We start from the raw sequence: 17203 nt of genomic DNA on the forward strand, positions 1-17203 counted from the left end.
GCTGCAATACTTGGTGTAATAGGTAAAAACATAACCAAAGCCAACACACTACTGTTAGGTTTAAATAATCTTTGCATTAATAAATAATGGTTCAATTATTATTCTCAATAATTTGTAAGTGATTTGCGTGTTCGGTTTCCCTTGAATAAAGCAATTAGTTTGACCTGTAATAGCATCTAAACACCTTTGGTCTTTTCCAGAGCATTGAATAAATAGCTTCAAGTGCCTTTTGAGTTTTAGGCAGCTTGCAACTAGGCCATGACTGTTGAGTAATCATTGTGATTAATTCGGAGTCATTCTTATTTCTACATCGGATGTGACCCATAAAACCAGAGTAATAGAACTCAGGCAAAAATACATAGAACAAAAACTATTATTCAGCTAGTTATTTATTGGGAAAATAAGCATAAAAAAAAGGGGTAATTTATTACCCCTTCTGTATATCCTATAAATTACTTTTGGTAAGTATTACCTCTGTAAGTTAAGGATGCTTGCATCTGCTTTTTAGCTTCTGCTTGCCTAGTTGTGTAGATGTTACTTCTGTAACTAAGTTCTACAACTTTTTTTGGAGTAGCTTCTTTGTGTTGAAGGTACTCTTGGCCTCTGTAAGTAAGAACAGTCATTGCTCTTTCTAGTAGCGCTCAAGACCCCGTTCCATGTCTCGAGTCATACTGCAGCTTGATATTTAGCTGAACGTGTATCAAAAATAACAGAAATTATCTTTAAACGATGTTCCTCATGATACATAAAACAGTGAATTATGTAGTGTTAACCGAAATAGTTGCATTTCTTACTAAAAAACCCTTAAATCACTAAGAAAGTTAATTATTTATCCTCTTTTTTCTTTTTTTAAACTAAACCAACATTCCTCCTTTTCCCTCTTCTTACAAAAGTCATTAAAGAACAAAAAAGGATCCTAATATGGCAAAAATTATCAAAGTAATTAACGACTTAACTCCAGATGAATCAATATTTTGAAAATCGAATCAAATGCTTTCAGAAAATTTCAAGAAGGTAAACCATATAGTAACCACACAAAAGCCTCGTTATTTAATACCCAGTATCTAAAAAATACTATCACTATTAAATTGATCAAAAAAGCATGAATAAACGAAATTTCGGATCCTCTATCACCATAAATCTGTTGTAATTTAGTTTTTGTTAGGCAAGGCAAGATACAAAAATGTTAACAATTACGGTGCTACAGGAAGTTGCTAAGAAGTTAAAGAATATGTATGTTTTTCAATCCGCTTTAAAAGGCCTACCACCTTTACTTAAATAATCCATATATTTATCAGACTCTTTGAGGTAATACTTCCTGCTTTGACCAATATATCTAGCTTCGATTAAGAGATCGGTAACTTCAGGCCAAAAAGATTCAGGGACCAACTCAAGAGGATTAATAGCACTTGGATTCCAATTTAACTCAGTCAAAAATAGAAACCAAATCGACTTGCACTTAATGAAATCGGATAAACAATCTGAATTAAAATTATTCATTTATAAATCGGACTGATTGAGCTGCTTTATCAGCTTTGATTCTTGCCTCATCGAGGGTTTCAGCTTTTGCTACAGCTACTCCCATTCGACGACCTTCAGTAGAGCTCGGCTTGCCAAATATAAATATACCTGTATTCGATTGACTTAAGGCATCTTCAAGTCCCGTAAAAGCTATGTTTGAAGTTTTCTGGGAAGCCAAAATCACTCTGCTCGCAGACGCTCCATGACAAACTATTTCTGGAATTGGGATACCTAAAACAGCTCTAAGGTGTAATTCAAACTCATTTAAATTTTGGCTAATCAAAGTTACTAAGCCTGTGTCATGTGGTCTTGGTGACAGCTCTGAAAAAATCACCTCCTCACCCTTAATAAAAAATTCAACGCCAAACAAACCAACTCCACCAAGATTATCAGTGACACATTTGGCTATCTTTTTAGCCTTATCTAAAACACTTTCAGTTAATTTAGCTGGTTGCCAACTACATTGATAATCTCCATTCTTTTGCTCGTGTCCAATCGGTGCACAAAATAATGTTTTGCCATTAAATTGTCTAATAGTTAATAAAGTAATTTCTAAATCAAAATCAATAAATTCCTCTAATATAATTTTATTTGATTTACCTCTTGATTTTTCAATAGCCAAATTCCAAGCCTGGACTAAATCATTTTTATTATTAACTAAACTTTGTCCTTTACCTGAAGAACTCATAACTGGCTTAATTAATAATGGATAACCAATCGACTCTGCATTCAAATAAAGCTCGGATTGATTCATCGCATAACTAAATTTTGCAGTTCTTATATTTAATTCGTTAGCAGCTAAATCTCTGATTTTATCTCTATTCATAGTTATTGCAGTGGCTCTTGCATTTGGTATTACTGTTATTTCTTGTTCGATTTCCTTTAATACATCTACTGCAAGGGCCTCAATTTCAGGAATAATTATATCAGGTTTACATTTATATATTACTTCTTTTAAGTCACTAGCATTATTCATATTTAATACTTCAAATTGATCAGCTATCTGCATGGCTGGCGCATCATTATATCTGTCACATGCAATAACATAACAACCTAATCTTTTAGCTGCTATTGCCACCTCTTTCCCTAATTCTCCACTACCTAAAAGCATTATTTTCTTTGGAAAAACGTTCATAATCATATCTATAGGTCAAAAATATAAATTAATATAATATCTCTTAAACAGAATTGAAAATAAAAAAAAGAAGTAGAAATTAACAGAGACACTGAAAGGAAAAAATTATTCTTAGTACAACAGAGCGCTTGTTGTAGATGGATAAAATCAATTGATCATTCGTGATTGCTTTTCGACTCAATAAGATAGAAGAAAGATATTTCCACGACAACAAGTAATTTTTGGATACCTGCTTTTGAGTACTGCAATGGTATTGATTTTGGACATCAGATACAACACTTTTGAAAACAATGAAAACAAGCTTATAAAAGCAATTCCTAATCCAAAAAATATATCTAATTTTTTCACGTTAGTCCTATAGAGTGAGGATTAGCCATACAAGCTCTTTACGAATGTAGAGAAGTTAGTTAAAAGGAAGGGATAATTTCGTCTTATTTATTGGAATGGTTTCTAAGAAGAAAATTAAAGACTTCAAGGATTTGGAGCAGTTCCCTGATTTAAAAGAAGCTCTTGTCCCAGCCATTAAGACATTGCCCTCAGGTTCAATGAATACTAAAGTAATCATCACTGAAGGTGAAATTGTAGAGAGAGTTTATAAAACACCAAAAGGTGAAATTATATCTCTTTCCGCCAATGATTTATCGAGAAAAGCTGCCTAACTATTCTATGTAAACTCATTTATTTTTGTATTTCCCAAGTAGGAGAGTTAATTATTATTGTCAGCACAATAAGAAAAAATGGCAAAGGAAACATCCATTATTTAGCAAATCTGTAATCCTGAATTTAGTGTTTTTAATTGATCAATGTCATCTAAAGAAGAAATCCTCTCCATCCTCGAAGCGTTTGCTTCTACAGAAAGAATGGGATCATTCTTTTTAGACAATGCAACCCCTGACTTTTTGTTTATAAGACCAAGTGGGAATCCGATAGATGCAAAAGGTTTTCAAGATATGTGGTCCTCAGGAGATCTTGTACTAGAAAGCGCAGAAATCACAAAGGTACACAAATTTGAACTTTTAGGTTCAAATGCTGCAATGTGCGTATTCACTTTAGGCTCAAAATTCACTTATAAAGGGGCTCAAAACGACGACCTCCCGACAGTAACTTCGATTTTTAAAAAGATAGATGAGAAATGGAAAGTAGCATGGATGCAAAGATCCTCAGGTCAAGCAGATATGAGTCTGTGGAACGACTAATTTATATTTCCTACATATTGGTTAAGTATTCGTAAATTCTATTTATATCCTTACGTCTGAAGTAATCATTCAACAAGATAGATAATTTATAAGAGAAATAGTTAATAGTCGTAAATGCAAGAAAAGCCAAATGTTGAAGAGCTGATTGCAGATTCAATGACATTGCTCTTAATTAGAGCCCAAAAGCTACCTAAAAGGGAAAGACTAGCAATTGCTCAAGAGTTTAAAGAATGGCTTAATGGTAGTTGCAAAGTAGAAGATATATTGATCCTCGATACAAGAATCAAATAGTAATAACTACATCAAGTTGATAATCATCAATATTACTGAATTAATTTGTATGGCATTAATCACTCGCTAATTAAATAAAAACCCATTAAAAAAACCCCTTCCGTAATGACAGAGAAGGGGTTTTTTATCAGATTGAAAGTTAGTTTTAAACAATTCCTGGAATGATCCAGCCTGTTATTCCGTAGTTAATCACAGCGGCAAAGAAGCCCATCATTGCTAGACGGCCATTCATTTGCTCTGCTGTTTTCCAGTAGTTAGTTTCTTTGTTCATTACACCACACCTGGAATGATCTGACCGGTTGTTAGATATGCACCGATTAGTGCCCAGCATCCAACAAATGCTGCGTAACCATTCAGTCTTTCAGCAATTACTTTGCCTTCTTCGACTCTTGGAGTTTCTGTAGTTTGTTTTTTCATTAAACAATACCTGGAATAAGTTGACCGGTTGATAGGTAGATACCTGTTAGTAGAACGAATGCCATCATGGCTGGTCTGCCGATGCTTCTTTCTAGGATTGTTTTGTTAGATGGTTGCATTGTTATGGATAGTTATTGGTTTAGAAAATTCCAGGAATGATTTGACCTGTTGTGAAGTATGAAACTAAAAGACTGATCATTCCAATCATTGCCCAACGGCCATTTGTCTTTTCAGCTTCTTCTGGATAGCTGGTGTAGTCCTCAACAAGCTGGGGCTGTGTTTCACGGCCAAAGATGTTTTGCTTGCCGTACTCAGTGATTACCTGAGAAGAAGATGATGTCGTCATTACTGGAATTGCGTTGATGTGAACAAATGTAAAGTATGAATTTTCTAAATGGAAGATACGGTCGGGTACGGCTTACTCACTTTATGAAGATCTTAACGTCGATTATCAATAAAAATTTCCAATTAAGATTACTTAGTGAATTAAATACAGAATTGCTAAATCCTGATTAGATTCTGCGACTTTCCTTCTTAAAAAAGTTAATGCCTCATCATTCATATTTGACTCAGCAATCATTTTTTCGGCTTCATTAATACCATGCTCAAGATTTTTAATTTTTAATTGAAGAACCTCCCTATCTTTTCTGCACTGCGCAAGTGTGAAGTCATCAATCATTTTAGTAAATATTTTAAGCGGCTAAAAATCTTACTTAGATTAATAGGTCAAATAAAGTGTTTAAAAACTCTAATCTAGAATCTAATGTTTTATGACCAAATTCTTTTTGTTGTTGTTTTATAATGGATTGACCGTCTGCCCCTAATGCTGAAGAAATAAATTTATGATCTTCTGAAATCCACGTATTAACCATCTCATCGTCAATCTCAACGTGAAATTGCATCCCATAAGCTAATGGACCAATACTAAATAATTGCTCCTTACATCTACAACTACTAGCGATAAGCTCTGCAGAATTAGGCAATAAAATTCTATCTCCATGCCAATGCAAAACAGGGAAAGGATGTCTTAAAAGTCTTGTCAATTTAAAGTTATCCTCTAGTGATTGAGGAAAGATATTGTCCCACCCTATTTCAGCTAATGGTTGATGGGATACCTCCTCCTGAATCATTTCAACATCACCACCAGCTGCATAGGCTAAAAGTTGAGCACCCAAGCATACTCCTATCAACCCAACGCCTTGATTTAAGGCTTCTTTTATTAGACCAATTTCTTCAAGAAGCCATGGATAAGTTGAAGTACCAATGTCTCTTATACCCATAGGTCCACCCAACACCAAAAGTAAATCTCCTTCACTAAGTTCTGGTAGAGAGTCTCCTAGATCCAAACGAAAAGTACAAACACTAAATCCTCTTTCCTCAGCAAGGTGGACAAACAATCCGGGGCGCTCGCGTTCTAAATGCTGAAGAACAAGTAAACGACTCATAAATAAATTAAAAATCTACATTTTCATTTGGCGTAAAAACCGAGCAATACAACTTGATAAACAGCTCTGCCTCACTTTCATCTTTACCCTCATATTTGAGTTTAAGGTCTTTTATTGCGACTAAAGCAGTTTTCTCTTTCAACCTATATCTTGCACAAGTATCTAGAACTTTAAACATTCGGGTTGTTACTGCTCCCGAAGGAGTGCTTAGGCCCAAAAAGAGAGTAAATAATAATAGATATTTCATATAGATAATTCAATCATCTTTTTTAGATAAAGCTCTAGAACGTTGGAACCATTTATTGCTTCTATACAAAAGGAGAAACATTATAGACAAAAGAATAAAAGTAAGCGCTTCTAAATAAATAATAAAATGATCATTCAAATTCATATTTTTCTTAATTTACATTTGATTAAAGTTGCTTGAGTTCTTCATCTGTTAATGAGCAAAGACCACCTGAGCATCTTTCAGATTTATTTAAATCTGAAACGGACACCGATCCACCGATAATTAAATTATGATTTGACGTTTTATAAAATTTCTCGTGAACAGAATCACTAAACTTTTTTTCCTTCTCATACTCTAATTTGCACGGATCAATGTTGTCATCAAACCACTCATCGTATTGAATATAATTTGGCTTTGCATAATATGTCATATACCTAGACTAATACGACATAGGAATAAATACCACCCATTCAAGTCAAAGCAAGTTTGGTTGTTTTTCAACAAGTTCCTTAAGATATTTCTTTTTGAGTAGCTTTTTTCTTGCTTTCAAGAACCTTTTTAATTGTTGTAACTTCAAATCAATCGGTGAAGATATTCAGCAGATTCAATGTACATCAAAGTTATTTTGATGAAGTGCATTTTGGAGAACTATCATTTCCATCAAGCTTTTGAATTTTGGAAATATCCAAATCAGATATCGCCAGCCCATAAAGTTCAGCGATCTTAGTCATCGCCAAACCTTCTGCACCTGTCCATGCTTCTGCTAATACCGACCAGGTTTTTTGACTAAATTCAACTCCCAGATTTTCGTTGTTAGCTCTTTTTTTGTCTATCTCCACCACTTTCTTTAGCCCCTCCGTAGACAGGTGACTTTTAATCCTTAAGAAAACAACCTCCAACATTGAGTAATAAAACTTTTCAATTGCTTTTTTATATGCCCATTCAGCTTCCTTTTGCGCCTTTTTTGCAGATTCAGTTGTAATCTCCATACTCATTTTTTCTTTAAGGAAGTGAGTTCTTTCTTATATTGTAGTTATCTGAGTCATGTCTTTAAGAATAAAATTTGAAAATCAGCTCGTAAAAAAATAATTTAAATAAGTGCTATCCTCAAAATCAAATAAATTTTTACTAACTGCTCTTTCCATTAAACCTATGGTTTTGCCGATTACATTAAATTGAAAAATGTCTTTAGAGCTTACAGATTTAATCAAGGATTTTATAGCAACAAACCTCCTCTCAAAAGTTGAACTAGATTTCTTGGAGAGTGAACTGTGGGAGACCCTCGAGCATATCGATGAAATAACTTCCTTAACCTCTGCTCCAGTCAATATTTCTAAAGAATTGAAATTAAAAGATGGTTCATCATGGCAATTATGTTGTGCAGCAGTACTTGATGATGCCAGACCACAAAAAAACTCTCGAACAGAACAACTTAGAAAATTAATAGAAAAATTTTCTCTCCAATAGTTATTCTTCTCTAAAATTTAAATTTAAATTTAATAGATTTGAAATGTTTCACAAGAGATAAAAATCTCACTTATTTGATAAAATTATCTTTCTAAATTTATAAAAAAACATTCCTGTTTTCTCATAAAGATGTTTTGGTTCTTTTTTAAGTTCTAAATCATATGGATTGAAAAAAATAGTGAACAATATTCTAAAGGCAGTATAAAGATTTTTACTAGACTTTATATCCTGATGTTTTTCATTTCTCAATTTATTAATTATACGCTTATCTAACAAAGCCTCTAGAGAGTTAAGGACTATATCTTTCTCCCTTTTACTTATTGTAGATAACAAAACCATCAATCCTTTTATTGATGAATCATCACCACTAATAACGTTATTAAGAACACTTTGATAGAGATTCTCCCATTTGTAGGGTTCGTTCCTAAAAAGGTTAGAAGCAGGCTCCTTTGAATTAAGCTTTAACAATCTCTTTTTTTCATCGTTATCGTCTTGAGCAGAATTCCAATATTCATACAAAGGCGATGATTGAGCGATATTCATATCTGTTTAGTGAGAATAAAAATTAAGTAAAATTAGAAATTACTTTTACTTGGGTATGCATTTTTACATCAGTGAATTGCATACAGAACTATTATCTCACAAGTGTATAAATCTGTTTCATTATGCGCTATCCATTTAAAATAAAATGAGAATACTGTTTCTAAATCAATATTTGATCTACTTCGTGTAACTAGTATTAATAAAGGAAGAATGAATAATATACTCAGAAGTATTGAAGTCTATATTATTTGGATAAACATCAACTTTTTTTACAACCACAATTTCTTAGTCAAAGATCAATAATTATCTAAATGTAGTAGCTATAAATAATAAAAAGAACTCAAAAACTACGCACAAATTATTTTTGCAGTATTATTCACGCCTATTGAAAAATTATCAATATTTAGATCTAAAGCCTCTAAGGTTTTTGCGGCATCAATTTTACCAGCCGCAAAACTTTCACAAACGGAACTAACTTTATCAGTTCTTGATGATTGCGTTTTTGTGGGAAATAAAAAGCAAAAGGATATTGGTAAAACAAGAAGTAATTTCATTTGGTTTTAGCTATTTTGAAAAGTTTTCTCCAATAAACTCACTTGAGTCCGATATGCATCACCTTTAGAGCCGCATAATTTCTCATGATCCGTTAACGGAATCCAAGACCAATCAAGTCTTACAGTTAAAGACCAGAACATAATGATGTGACCAAAAAAAAGGATGGGCCAATCAAGACCTATAAATTCAGAATGAAAAACAGGATGCATTACTAAATCAAACAGAAATTGAAGAACTAACTTGGTATGAACCCGCCAGGAGGAAAAGCGAAAAAAGGGAAAAAATACCTAACAAAAGTTTAACCACTTCTACTCTTTCTAAATGGATGGTAAAGGTAGGGACAACCAGCAAGAGTGATGTAACGCAAAAAGAAAAAAAACCTTAAAAACCACTGCTTCTAGTTGATTTCATCCTAAAAAACCAATGATTTAAAATTTTTATTTAATGAGCGGCGACAATTTGCTTGGAGAACAACCTCTAAAGTTTTACTCAGAAGAGGTAACTGAAACCAAAATCGAGCTAGTTCAACGCTTACTAATACTTAATGCTCAAAAAAATTCAATAGTAGATTTAGATAGAAAACACAAAGACTGGAGAAATGAATTAGCAAGTTAAAAAAATGCTCAGATGGGTTTAAAAAAGTCTTTTTATCAATAATTATCCATAATTCTTTTTTACAGCTTTGATAGATCTAATTCTCAAGCCATAAAACCCTAAAAAAGGTAGAGTTAAATCACATTTAATTTTTACCTAGGATATATTCATTTGTATTGTTTTTAAATTAATTTACTAGATCTTTTGGATCAATGATTAATCAATTTTTAACTTTCTTCTTTTCAATTCTTATTCTTCTCACGATTACCCCCCATAAAGCAAATGCAATAATAACTGATCTGCCAGAGTGTGTTGTCGTAACGCACTGCGTGAGAGAAGACTTTAAAGTAAAAGATTTAGAAAATGCTTTTAAGAAAGCAACCAAAATAGTTTCTGAAACAGCCAGAACAAAAATAGTTGAAAAGACTGATTCATTTATTCATGCTGAAGCGAAGACAAAATGGAGAAGATATACCGATGATCTACTGCTCAAAGCAATTCCAGAAAAAGGTATTATTCAAGTCAGATCAGAATCAAGAGTAGGAATTGGAGATAATGGTGTGAATCAGAAGAGAGTTGATGATTTTGCTTATCGTCTAATGACAGAAAGAGACATCACTAACTGACATAAAAACATCAATTTAAATACCCCTGAAAAGTCATTGATTTTGAACATAATAAATTTTTCGATTAAGTTTGTTTGCGAAGGTATGGCTTAAGGATAAAAAGTAAGTGATTTTTTATACAAATTGCTTTTCTTTTTATGCTTCTAGCAGCATTTGAACCTGGTAGAGAAATGGCCATCGCCAACTTTTTCCTAGCCATTTTTTGTATGTTTACCGTTGCCCTTCCTTTGTTACTCATCACCCGTGGAAACAAAACAGAAGCAAATCGGGAGTTTATTGCAGCAACAGTTAACCCATGGTCTCAAGTTGTTAAAGAAGCTGAGTTAGCACAAGTGGTTCTATCTGAAATTACCTCGTCAGTAAAAATGGGACCCAATCCGGAAATAGCTTCTGACCAAAATGTCGAGCCAAGTCTAGAATCAGGAGACGTTATTTCTCTAGAAATAAAGGGAAGTGATGAATTGGATGAGTCAACGACACAAATATTACCAGCGGAGGAAGAACTGTTAGCTGCTTGAAAATCTAAACACTAATAGTAAATTCTCATTGTCAGATCATTAAAAAGGGGCAACTTAAGTCCCTTTTTAATGATCTTTGTAACTTTTGGGTTCAATTTGATTCATATATAGAACATGAGGGTGTTTGTTCCCACCTTCACTAGCGTCTATCCATTCTTTGTATTCCTCTCTTAATGCTTGACTGTCTTTCTCACTTAATTCTTGTATCCTTCGGAAAGCTTCCTTCATGGTCACGTCAAGTGTTCTTTTTAAACTTATCGAAGGTACCTTGATACTAAATTACCCACCAAAGAATCAGTAATGAAAGTACAAACCACAAACGCAAATGTTATTGCCAAGAGGTTGTTAAATAGTTCATTTGGTGAGTTCATTTAAATATCTATCAACTAGCGAAGTATTCTAATGAAGCACAATAAATAAAAAGTAAACACATTTCTAATGGTTTACGTGAAAAAACGGAGAGGTAAAATTGATTTGATTTCACATAAATATCATTTAAACATTTTATTCGTGCTGCGTGTTCGGGTTCCCCATATAACATTGCATATAAATTGGTTGTATGGATTAGCAAGATCGCCATTATGAAAATATGAAAAGCTTATTTCCTCTATTATTAATATCCTTGGTTCTCTTATTTTCTTCAGTCATATCAGCTAATGCTGAGTCTGAATTTGAGATGTATTTAAGTGATTTTTATCAAAAACAAGAGAAAGCAAGCAAAATACTGAAAGAAATTGAGACAGATTTAAAAGATGGATCTAGAGACAGAGTTTGTGCAAGGCAAAGAGAAGCTGCTAGCTATGGAATCGAAGCAACAGAGTCGTTGATTAAAGCATTTAAAACAAATGGTTCCAAAACTGAAATGGAGAATCTTCAAGCGGGGCTAGATAAATGGAGAGAGTTGAGAGACTATTGCTAACAACTTTTCTCTTGCAAAATAAATGGATTTATTAGTTATTGTTTTTTTTATTGCCGCAATTTGGCTCATAAGAAAATTGGCATGGAATGTAGAAGAGGGAACCAATGAACAAAGAGAACGAAATCCAGAGTTAAATACAAAAAACTTCGATATGCATGAAAGAAGACTTGAACAATTTTCAAAGTCAAAATACAAAAACCGTATGTTTTATATCGGCGCTGGTGGTACTTGCTACTATTACTCAGCTACTGGAAGGAAAATTTTTTGCTAATGGATGAAATATCTCAATGGGTTATTGCTGCTTTAATTGGAGCATCTATTGCCGCCTTCTTGGCTTGGTTTAACAAATCCGGTTCGGACTTTAAAGACGGATTTGAGTCAAAAAGCAAAAGGACGAAAAAGAAAAAATAAATTACATCCTCTAGAAAATTAAAAAGTTTGTGCGTGCATCATTTAGAAGTCAATGAACCTAGAGGCAACAAGCATCTGACGTATTACTAGAGCAATGATAATAAAAAAAATCAATCTACTTAAAACGAAAAGTGGTAAATTATTCAAATGAATAAGCGCCTAAATATTTTTTAATCCCAGATTAATCAGTATTATTTACCTCACACCCCAGTAAAAACAAATCCATTAAGAATACAGAAATCATATGCAAAAAGCTTTAATTTTACTGGCATCTCAATCCATTTCATTTCCTCAATTTTATTTAATTGCTCTGAACTTAGATTCTCTGCTTTAGCATATTCCAGCATCATCTTTGACCAACTATCAGAATAAATATCTACGTAAAATGCCTTTTGATTTTGATCAAAGAAAATAATTTTATCTTGCGTTGTACTAACCTTTCTAGACAGTTGCTTATAGTATTCAATGTCCGATGTCATGATTATTTGTTTATTTGAAAATCTAACCTAATGAATTTACTTTTAAATAGTGATGAGATGTTCAAAATCTATACATTAAGTAGTCCGCTAAATCAAACATTATACAGATCTTCCGTTTGAAGTGGAAAAGATAAAGTGTAAAAACTAATTTAACTTGGAAATAATAAGAACTTCATCATTTCAATTATTAATCCCACTGTGGGGGAATACGTCTCCATCCAGTTGACAATAATTCCCTCCATAGTTTTATTGCCAACCCTCTTCTCATCCTCTTACGATTTTTTAAAAGTGCGGGTCCATTTGATTCAAGCCTTCCCCTCTCAATCCAAACCTTAGGGTTTTGATCCCAGCTCTCCCAATCATATCGAAACCTAAGTATCCATATTCCATTTACTTCCCTAATCCAACCATCTCGCTTCATATTAGCAAACAAGTTAACAGTACGACTGTACTACAAAACGTTGTTGGTGTTTTTAATGAGACTTTTTGGATGTAGCTTTATTTGTCCGTTTCGGTAGAGCTGTCATATCAGACTTAGGAATGCTGAATGGAGTAAACAATTTCATAGTGTTGATGGATATTTCAGATATTTGAATTTTAAGATCACAAAAAAATTTAATGCATGGGTGAAACCACCTCAAAAATATTCGCATTGCACTACAACATCAGATGTGTAGTAATAGATAATTTAGTCTAAAAGCAAAATCACAATGTTTTCTCCCTACCATGTAATTATGTTTGGAATTTTATTAATAACAGGTTTTGCATCAATTCTTCAGATGTCAGAAGGAGAAAACGGTTTAAGAAAAAATCAAGGAAAGATTTCAAAATCAAAATTCGATTTGAATAGTTATTAAATTATTTTGGACAAGAAAAACTATTTAAGCAAAGAAAGTCCAATCTAGGTTTCGATGATTTGTTAAAAACGGAGCTGGTGTGCAAACCTTCTCACCATCTGGTGTTACGTAGCACCTTTCAATGCCCCAACTTCGTTCAATGATTTTCACCTCAGTAGAGCCTTTTAGTAAAGGAGGTGCCGCAATTTGAGCTCTGTTCATATTAATCTGTAACTATACATTTTTAGCTCGTAAAAAAGTTTTATCAATCAGTAAATAAATCCATTGACATTGAATCAAGTGCAAAACATATAAACTTAATAAAAATAAATTTTAAAGCCAACTCAAAGACAGCGGATCATATAAATGCTTCTCATGAACTTTCACGAAACAAGTAACTTAGCTCAAATTTAAATACTCCCACTACTAATAAAATTCCTGAAATAGCCATAACTGGCTTTAACTAAAAGGGCAAAGAATCTAAGCCGTTTCAAAAGAAATATTCTTATGATTAAGTAAAAGGGAAATGTCACCTCTCCTCCTATAACTATAGTCAGAGAGTGAATCAGAAGTTTTTTTACAAAGAAGCGAAATGAAAAGAATAAAGCTCAATCAAAAATCTGAGGAAGTTGGAAACACTTATAAGGTGATCGCAATATCTTTAACAGTTGGTCTAAATATAATTATCTTTACTTGGTTCTTTCTCTTTTCAGGGTTGACCAAATAAAAAATCTAAAATAAAAGACGTGCAAATATGAATTTAATCAGAGTATCAACAAGTCAAAGGAAGGGGTTAAGAAAACTTAAATCACCTAAAGAATTAGCTTTATTTACTTATACAGGTATATTTTTTACATACAGATCACAAACAAACGAGTCAAAAGAAAATACGCATTTTTTTTTTATAAGGTTCAGAAATAATGCCTTAAAAAAATGCAAGTAGATCTAAATGAACTAGTAAATTCATACGAGGTCGTTCCCGTATCTCTTAGTGATCCTTTTAAATCTTTAGTTGCGGAACCTTCCACGATGGAAGTACTTAGATTCATACCCATTATTGCTTTCATTGCTTTAATAATTACAGCTGTATGGAGACAGGGTATGAAGTTCCCAGTAAAAGCTATTGGCGAATTAAAAAAAGACAGCAAGCAAGATTAAAACAATGAGTGAATTTAAACGATTTTCTTGTAATTTCTAATGGGTGTAGGATTAATTAAATATCATTGAGATCAAGTAACAGCTAATGAAAATTAGATGTTAAAGGAGGAATTAGCTAACTCATTCGTCAACTCAATTAATTTTTTAGAGATTCCAATCTCTTTCATTGAGTGTCCTGCACTATCGATTACATAAAGTTTTGAAGAGGGCAATGATTTATTAAGATCCCATGCACTTCTCATGGGACAAACCACGTCATATCTTCCCTGAACAATCGAAACAGGAATATCTTTTAGCTTAGAAATGTTTTTTAAAATATAATTTTCCTCTAAAAAAATGTTATTAACAAAATAATGACATTCTATACGCGCAAAAGAATCTGAGAAATTATCATTTGCAGCTTTTTTAATGGATAATTCCTTTGGCATGAGAAAGCTTGTTGACATTTCCCATCTCGTCCAAGCATGTGCCGCTTTGGCTCTCTCAGACCTATCTTGACTGGTTAATCTCTTATGGAAAGCATTAATCAAATCGCCTCTCTCATTTTTCGGAATAACAGACTGATAAAGATCAAATTCTTCAGGAAAAATCTCACTAGCACCTTTTTGATAGAACCAACTTAATTCGGTTTTTCTGCACAAAAATATACCCCTAAGAGTAAGACTTAAAACTTTTTCCGTGTGTTGAATGGCATAAATCAAGCTTAATGTTGAGCCCCATGACCCCCCAAAGACATGCCATGATTCAATTTTTAAGAGTTGTCTTAATTTTTCAATGTCTTCAATTAAATGATGAGTCGTATTTTCTTTTAACTCAGAATGAGGAGAAGATCTACCGCATCCTCTTTGATCAAATTGAACAATATTGAATTTCTTTGGGTCAAAATATCTTCTATAAGAAGGACTACTCCCACCCCCTGGGCCTCCATGAACAATCAAGACAGAGGATCCATTTGGATTGCCGCTTCTTTCCCAGTAGATTGAGTGTAGTGGGCTCACTTTCAATATCCCTTGTTCCTTAGGTTCTATTTCTGGAAATAACATTTTTAATTAAATTTTCGTCTTTTGCTTTTGAGACATTTCATTCAACTCAAGCATACATAACAAAATTAGCTATAAAGGATTATTAAAAAGGAATTGATCAATGCGTAAGAAAAATTGGCTCAAAAGCTTTCGATTAAATATTCATGCCCCTGGAACAGGTTTTGCCCTAATGATCTTGGCTTTAACTCAAATACCAGTAGGAATAAAAAATGCAGCTGAAGTTGCTTGTATTGGTCAAACTTCAAATAAGATTTGGAAATCAGAAAAGAATCATGCTGATGCAAACATGCTTGCAGTTCAAAGATGCAATGGAAGAAATTAACTGGAATCATGTGTTCGTCTTCAAGCATAAAAAGATAAAAACAAAAAAATGTAACTTTGGCCTAGTACTTGATTTTTAACACGATAAAAAGGGGGATATTTGAAAATTGTTTTTTTATGACTTCAGCGCTAAAAATAATCGATCAAGAACTAGCTCAGTTTGGATGGGTTGAGTCAATAGCAACTAATTCAATAAGCGATTTCAAATCAAAGAATATAGATGTTGAAGAACAAACAACTAATGAAAAAGAATCTGATCTCATTGACACATTCATATGTCATTTGATCTTCTATGTGGTTTTTTGCTATTCCCTATTACTTTATATTTTTATTGACCTTGGTTTTGGTTCCTTTTTAAAAAATAACGTGAATTCATTAATTAAACTCCAAAAACAATTTGAGCCAACTTCCTTTGTCATTGCTCATTCCAATTAATAAAGAATAGGCTCCTCCTTAAACAAATCAATTGGGTATTACTTACTATCGCACTAACTTAAATAATGTATTTATATAGGATCGAGATAGTTCGCTAACGGTCTGAGTCTGCACAGACCGTTTTTTCATTCTAAATGCAAAATTTCTTGACCAAAATTACAAAATATTTTTATGGAATTGAAGTTGGTCAATTCCATGAAGAGCCTATAGGAGAGGATTACTTCTATCCAGATTGGTAAATAGACGTCAGAGCGTTTATTATCGTTAATTTATAGATTTTTCATGACTACACAACCATTTAGAAAATAATCCAATCAATTATTTATTTGAAGGGTGAGAACCACGGACTATATTTATTAAACTTCGTAAAGATTTACGCATAGACGCTACTCCTGCAATTGTTATCTTTGAATCGTTAATCAACTACTAGGAAATTCTACTTGAGTAAAAGCCGAGGTGTATGAATTTAACAAAATCGATTAGAACAGCTATGTACAGAATTGGAGGTTTATGAAACTAAAAACTCCTTTCAACATAATCAAAAATGCATTAATTGATATTCGAACAATGCATGACTTCTCTTACACGGTTCCCAATGAAACTAGAGATGAGTTCTGGGACAAAGAATGTAGTAACCACCCAACAGCATCTACATGCAAAGTTTATGAGGGCTAACAACAATAAACTTTTTAGTAGATAATATCTTTTCAAGCCAAGCAAGAATCATCTAAGCAAAAAAACCCTGCCTAGCAGGGCCTTCTAAAACGAGGTGTCAAACTAATGCTGATAACGATGACCGCGATAAGCTAATTCGAAATTTAGCTCCGACTTGGCTTCGCTTCTGCATGTGTTGTAGTGATTACGCCTGTAAGTCAACTCAACACAATCTTTTTGTGATTTGGGCTGCTTGTGCTGGACATAGTTTTGTCCACGATATAGAAGAGTAGTCATCATCCATACTCCGAATGTTGATTTAAGTCCCCGTTCCTTGGCTTAAATCGAAATGCGGCTCGCTATGTAGCGAGTTGAACGTTTTGGTAGCGGTTGCTACAAAAAATATTATG

The 17203-nt window shown here is 33.2% G+C and carries 35 protein-coding genes; 14 read left to right on the top strand and 21 right to left on the bottom strand.

Translation table 11 applies throughout. The annotated features are described in order from the left end of the window. Positions 1 to 452 precede the first annotated feature (452 nt). The 3 genes from O5639_RS02740 to purT form a co-directional block, all read right to left on the bottom strand. Entirely contained in the window at positions 453 to 623 is a 171-nt protein-coding gene (locus O5639_RS02740; RefSeq protein WP_269624966.1) for a DUF4278 domain-containing protein, read from the bottom strand. A gap of 619 nt (positions 624 to 1242) precedes the next feature. Then, entirely contained in the window at positions 1243 to 1434 is a 192-nt protein-coding gene (locus tag O5639_RS02745) for a hypothetical protein (RefSeq protein WP_269624967.1), read from the bottom strand. A 58-nt stretch (positions 1435 to 1492) separates the two neighbouring features. Next, on the bottom strand, positions 1493 to 2656 hold the full coding sequence (gene purT, locus O5639_RS02750; RefSeq protein ID WP_269624968.1) for a formate-dependent phosphoribosylglycinamide formyltransferase: 1164 nt from the start codon (positions 2654 to 2656) through the stop codon (positions 1493 to 1495). Between the two features lie 443 nt (positions 2657 to 3099). On the opposite strand from purT, the gene O5639_RS02755 reads away from it, so the two are divergent. From O5639_RS02755 to O5639_RS02765, 3 genes are all read left to right on the top strand, one after another. Beyond that, positions 3100 to 3315 (top strand): hypothetical protein, encoded by a 216-nt coding sequence (locus O5639_RS02755; protein WP_269624969.1) that lies wholly within the window; start codon positions 3100 to 3102, stop codon positions 3313 to 3315. A 144-nt stretch (positions 3316 to 3459) separates the two neighbouring features. Continuing rightward, a complete protein-coding gene (locus O5639_RS02760; protein ID WP_269624970.1) occupies positions 3460 to 3852 on the top strand; it encodes a DUF3804 family protein in 393 nt (130 codons plus the stop codon). Positions 3853 to 3966: 114 nt separating this feature from the next. Then, positions 3967 to 4143, top strand: a complete 177-nt coding sequence (locus tag O5639_RS02765) for a hypothetical protein (protein WP_269624971.1) — start codon at positions 3967 to 3969, stop codon at positions 4141 to 4143. Between the two features lie 145 nt (positions 4144 to 4288). Here the strand turns inward: O5639_RS02765 and O5639_RS02770 are convergent, their stop codons facing one another. The 9 genes from O5639_RS02770 to O5639_RS02810 form a co-directional block, all read right to left on the bottom strand. Further along, complete coding sequence (locus tag O5639_RS02770) at positions 4289 to 4414, bottom strand: chlorophyll a/b-binding protein (RefSeq protein ID WP_011294605.1); 126 nt, start codon at positions 4412 to 4414, stop codon at positions 4289 to 4291. Next, a complete protein-coding gene (locus O5639_RS02775) occupies positions 4414 to 4560 on the bottom strand; it encodes a high light inducible protein (protein ID WP_038653026.1) in 147 nt (48 codons plus the stop codon). The genes O5639_RS02770 and O5639_RS02775 overlap by 1 nt, the downstream gene beginning before the upstream one ends. After that, positions 4560 to 4679: a high light inducible protein gene (locus tag O5639_RS02780; RefSeq protein WP_269624972.1), complete on the bottom strand. Its 120-nt coding sequence runs from the start codon at positions 4677 to 4679 to the stop codon at positions 4560 to 4562. The genes O5639_RS02775 and O5639_RS02780 overlap by 1 nt, the downstream gene beginning before the upstream one ends. A gap of 20 nt (positions 4680 to 4699) precedes the next feature. Beyond that, positions 4700 to 4906 (bottom strand): high light inducible protein, encoded by a 207-nt coding sequence (locus tag O5639_RS02785; protein WP_269624973.1) that lies wholly within the window; start codon positions 4904 to 4906, stop codon positions 4700 to 4702. Positions 4907 to 5038: 132 nt separating this feature from the next. Further along, positions 5039 to 5239: a hypothetical protein gene (locus O5639_RS02790; protein ID WP_219045872.1), complete on the bottom strand. Its 201-nt coding sequence runs from the start codon at positions 5237 to 5239 to the stop codon at positions 5039 to 5041. A 34-nt stretch (positions 5240 to 5273) separates the two neighbouring features. Further along, the gene (locus tag O5639_RS02795) at positions 5274 to 6005 is read right to left on the bottom strand and encodes a type 1 glutamine amidotransferase (protein WP_269624974.1); all 732 of its coding nucleotides are present in this window, start codon (positions 6003 to 6005) and stop codon (positions 5274 to 5276) included. A gap of 7 nt (positions 6006 to 6012) precedes the next feature. Beyond that, positions 6013 to 6183, bottom strand: a complete 171-nt coding sequence (locus O5639_RS02800) for a non-structural protein (NS2)-like protein (RefSeq protein WP_269613092.1) — start codon at positions 6181 to 6183, stop codon at positions 6013 to 6015. 235 nt (positions 6184 to 6418) lie between these two features. Continuing rightward, the gene (locus tag O5639_RS02805) at positions 6419 to 6664 is read right to left on the bottom strand and encodes a hypothetical protein (protein ID WP_269624975.1); all 246 of its coding nucleotides are present in this window, start codon (positions 6662 to 6664) and stop codon (positions 6419 to 6421) included. A 190-nt stretch (positions 6665 to 6854) separates the two neighbouring features. Continuing rightward, positions 6855 to 7223, bottom strand: a complete 369-nt coding sequence (locus tag O5639_RS02810; protein WP_269624976.1) for a hypothetical protein — start codon at positions 7221 to 7223, stop codon at positions 6855 to 6857. 193 nt (positions 7224 to 7416) lie between these two features. Here O5639_RS02810 and O5639_RS02815 point away from each other — a divergent pair, with 193 nt between their 5' ends. Then, on the top strand, positions 7417 to 7701 hold the full coding sequence (locus O5639_RS02815; protein ID WP_219045883.1) for an inward rectifier potassium channel: 285 nt from the start codon (positions 7417 to 7419) through the stop codon (positions 7699 to 7701). A gap of 66 nt (positions 7702 to 7767) precedes the next feature. On the opposite strand, the gene O5639_RS02820 is transcribed toward O5639_RS02815, so the two are convergent. The 3 genes from O5639_RS02820 to O5639_RS02830 form a co-directional block, all read right to left on the bottom strand. Next, positions 7768 to 8244 (bottom strand): hypothetical protein, encoded by a 477-nt coding sequence (locus O5639_RS02820; RefSeq protein WP_269624977.1) that lies wholly within the window; start codon positions 8242 to 8244, stop codon positions 7768 to 7770. Positions 8245 to 8591: 347 nt separating this feature from the next. Next, positions 8592 to 8798 carry a hypothetical protein gene (locus tag O5639_RS02825; RefSeq protein ID WP_269624978.1) on the bottom strand — a complete coding sequence of 69 codons (207 nt, stop codon included), beginning with the start codon at positions 8796 to 8798 and terminating at the stop codon, positions 8592 to 8594. 6 nt (positions 8799 to 8804) lie between these two features. Then, positions 8805 to 9008, bottom strand: a complete 204-nt coding sequence (locus O5639_RS02830) for a hypothetical protein (protein ID WP_269613101.1) — start codon at positions 9006 to 9008, stop codon at positions 8805 to 8807. 235 nt (positions 9009 to 9243) lie between these two features. Here O5639_RS02830 and O5639_RS02835 point away from each other — a divergent pair, with 235 nt between their 5' ends. The 3 genes from O5639_RS02835 to O5639_RS02845 all read left to right on the top strand — a co-directional run bounded on the left by O5639_RS02835 (position 9244) and on the right by O5639_RS02845 (position 10537). Beyond that, positions 9244 to 9414, top strand: coding sequence for a hypothetical protein (locus O5639_RS02835; RefSeq protein ID WP_269624979.1), 171 nt, complete (start codon positions 9244 to 9246; stop codon positions 9412 to 9414). Positions 9415 to 9605: 191 nt separating this feature from the next. Then, positions 9606 to 10019 (top strand): DUF1499 domain-containing protein, encoded by a 414-nt coding sequence (locus O5639_RS02840; protein ID WP_269624980.1) that lies wholly within the window; start codon positions 9606 to 9608, stop codon positions 10017 to 10019. A gap of 137 nt (positions 10020 to 10156) precedes the next feature. Next, positions 10157 to 10537 carry a hypothetical protein gene (locus O5639_RS02845; protein WP_269624981.1) on the top strand — a complete coding sequence of 127 codons (381 nt, stop codon included), beginning with the start codon at positions 10157 to 10159 and terminating at the stop codon, positions 10535 to 10537. A 66-nt stretch (positions 10538 to 10603) separates the two neighbouring features. On the opposite strand, the gene O5639_RS02850 is transcribed toward O5639_RS02845, so the two are convergent. Next, positions 10604 to 10765 (bottom strand): hypothetical protein, encoded by a 162-nt coding sequence (locus tag O5639_RS02850; RefSeq protein ID WP_269624982.1) that lies wholly within the window; start codon positions 10763 to 10765, stop codon positions 10604 to 10606. 361 nt (positions 10766 to 11126) lie between these two features. Between O5639_RS02850 and O5639_RS02855 the strand changes: the two genes are divergently transcribed. The 3 genes from O5639_RS02855 to O5639_RS02865 are packed head-to-tail and all read left to right on the top strand — an operon-like array spanning position 11127 to position 11867. Further along, the gene (locus tag O5639_RS02855; RefSeq protein WP_269624983.1) at positions 11127 to 11456 is read left to right on the top strand and encodes a hypothetical protein; all 330 of its coding nucleotides are present in this window, start codon (positions 11127 to 11129) and stop codon (positions 11454 to 11456) included. 22 nt (positions 11457 to 11478) lie between these two features. Next, on the top strand, positions 11479 to 11727 hold the full coding sequence (locus tag O5639_RS02860; RefSeq protein ID WP_269624984.1) for a hypothetical protein: 249 nt from the start codon (positions 11479 to 11481) through the stop codon (positions 11725 to 11727). Next, entirely contained in the window at positions 11727 to 11867 is a 141-nt protein-coding gene (locus O5639_RS02865) for a hypothetical protein (protein ID WP_269624985.1), read from the top strand. Before O5639_RS02860 ends, O5639_RS02865 begins: the two co-directional genes overlap by 1 nt. Before the next feature lie 200 nt (positions 11868 to 12067). On the opposite strand, the gene O5639_RS02870 is transcribed toward O5639_RS02865, so the two are convergent. Both O5639_RS02870 and O5639_RS02875 read right to left on the bottom strand, forming a co-directional pair. Beyond that, complete coding sequence (locus tag O5639_RS02870; protein WP_269624986.1) at positions 12068 to 12346, bottom strand: hypothetical protein; 279 nt, start codon at positions 12344 to 12346, stop codon at positions 12068 to 12070. A 187-nt stretch (positions 12347 to 12533) separates the two neighbouring features. Next, positions 12534 to 12767, bottom strand: coding sequence for a DUF1651 domain-containing protein (locus tag O5639_RS02875; RefSeq protein WP_269624987.1), 234 nt, complete (start codon positions 12765 to 12767; stop codon positions 12534 to 12536). A gap of 289 nt (positions 12768 to 13056) precedes the next feature. On the opposite strand from O5639_RS02875, the gene O5639_RS02880 reads away from it, so the two are divergent. Then, complete coding sequence (locus tag O5639_RS02880; RefSeq protein ID WP_269624988.1) at positions 13057 to 13203, top strand: hypothetical protein; 147 nt, start codon at positions 13057 to 13059, stop codon at positions 13201 to 13203. 24 nt (positions 13204 to 13227) lie between these two features. Here the strand turns inward: O5639_RS02880 and O5639_RS02885 are convergent, their stop codons facing one another. Further along, positions 13228 to 13404 carry a hypothetical protein gene (locus O5639_RS02885; protein ID WP_269624989.1) on the bottom strand — a complete coding sequence of 59 codons (177 nt, stop codon included), beginning with the start codon at positions 13402 to 13404 and terminating at the stop codon, positions 13228 to 13230. A gap of 711 nt (positions 13405 to 14115) precedes the next feature. Between O5639_RS02885 and O5639_RS02890 the strand changes: the two genes are divergently transcribed. Then, positions 14116 to 14340: a hypothetical protein gene (locus tag O5639_RS02890; RefSeq protein ID WP_269624990.1), complete on the top strand. Its 225-nt coding sequence runs from the start codon at positions 14116 to 14118 to the stop codon at positions 14338 to 14340. 92 nt (positions 14341 to 14432) lie between these two features. On the opposite strand, the gene pip is transcribed toward O5639_RS02890, so the two are convergent. After that, positions 14433 to 15383, bottom strand: coding sequence for a prolyl aminopeptidase (gene pip, locus O5639_RS02895; RefSeq protein ID WP_269624991.1), 951 nt, complete (start codon positions 15381 to 15383; stop codon positions 14433 to 14435). A gap of 100 nt (positions 15384 to 15483) precedes the next feature. On the opposite strand from pip, the gene O5639_RS02900 reads away from it, so the two are divergent. Together O5639_RS02900 and O5639_RS02905 are read left to right on the top strand one after the other, a co-directional pair. Further along, a complete protein-coding gene (locus tag O5639_RS02900; protein ID WP_269624992.1) occupies positions 15484 to 15705 on the top strand; it encodes a hypothetical protein in 222 nt (73 codons plus the stop codon). Positions 15706 to 15821: 116 nt separating this feature from the next. Next, positions 15822 to 16139: a hypothetical protein gene (locus O5639_RS02905; protein WP_269624993.1), complete on the top strand. Its 318-nt coding sequence runs from the start codon at positions 15822 to 15824 to the stop codon at positions 16137 to 16139. Between the two features lie 777 nt (positions 16140 to 16916). Here the strand turns inward: O5639_RS02905 and O5639_RS02910 are convergent. Next, positions 16917 to 17093 carry a DUF4278 domain-containing protein gene (locus O5639_RS02910; RefSeq protein ID WP_332299737.1) on the bottom strand — a complete coding sequence of 59 codons (177 nt, stop codon included), beginning with the start codon at positions 17091 to 17093 and terminating at the stop codon, positions 16917 to 16919. Positions 17094 to 17203 lie beyond the last annotated feature (110 nt).

This window comes from Prochlorococcus marinus str. MIT 1214 (genome assembly GCF_027359355.1).
Lineage (GTDB): Bacteria > Cyanobacteriota > Cyanobacteriia > PCC-6307 > Cyanobiaceae > Prochlorococcus_B > Prochlorococcus_B marinus_F.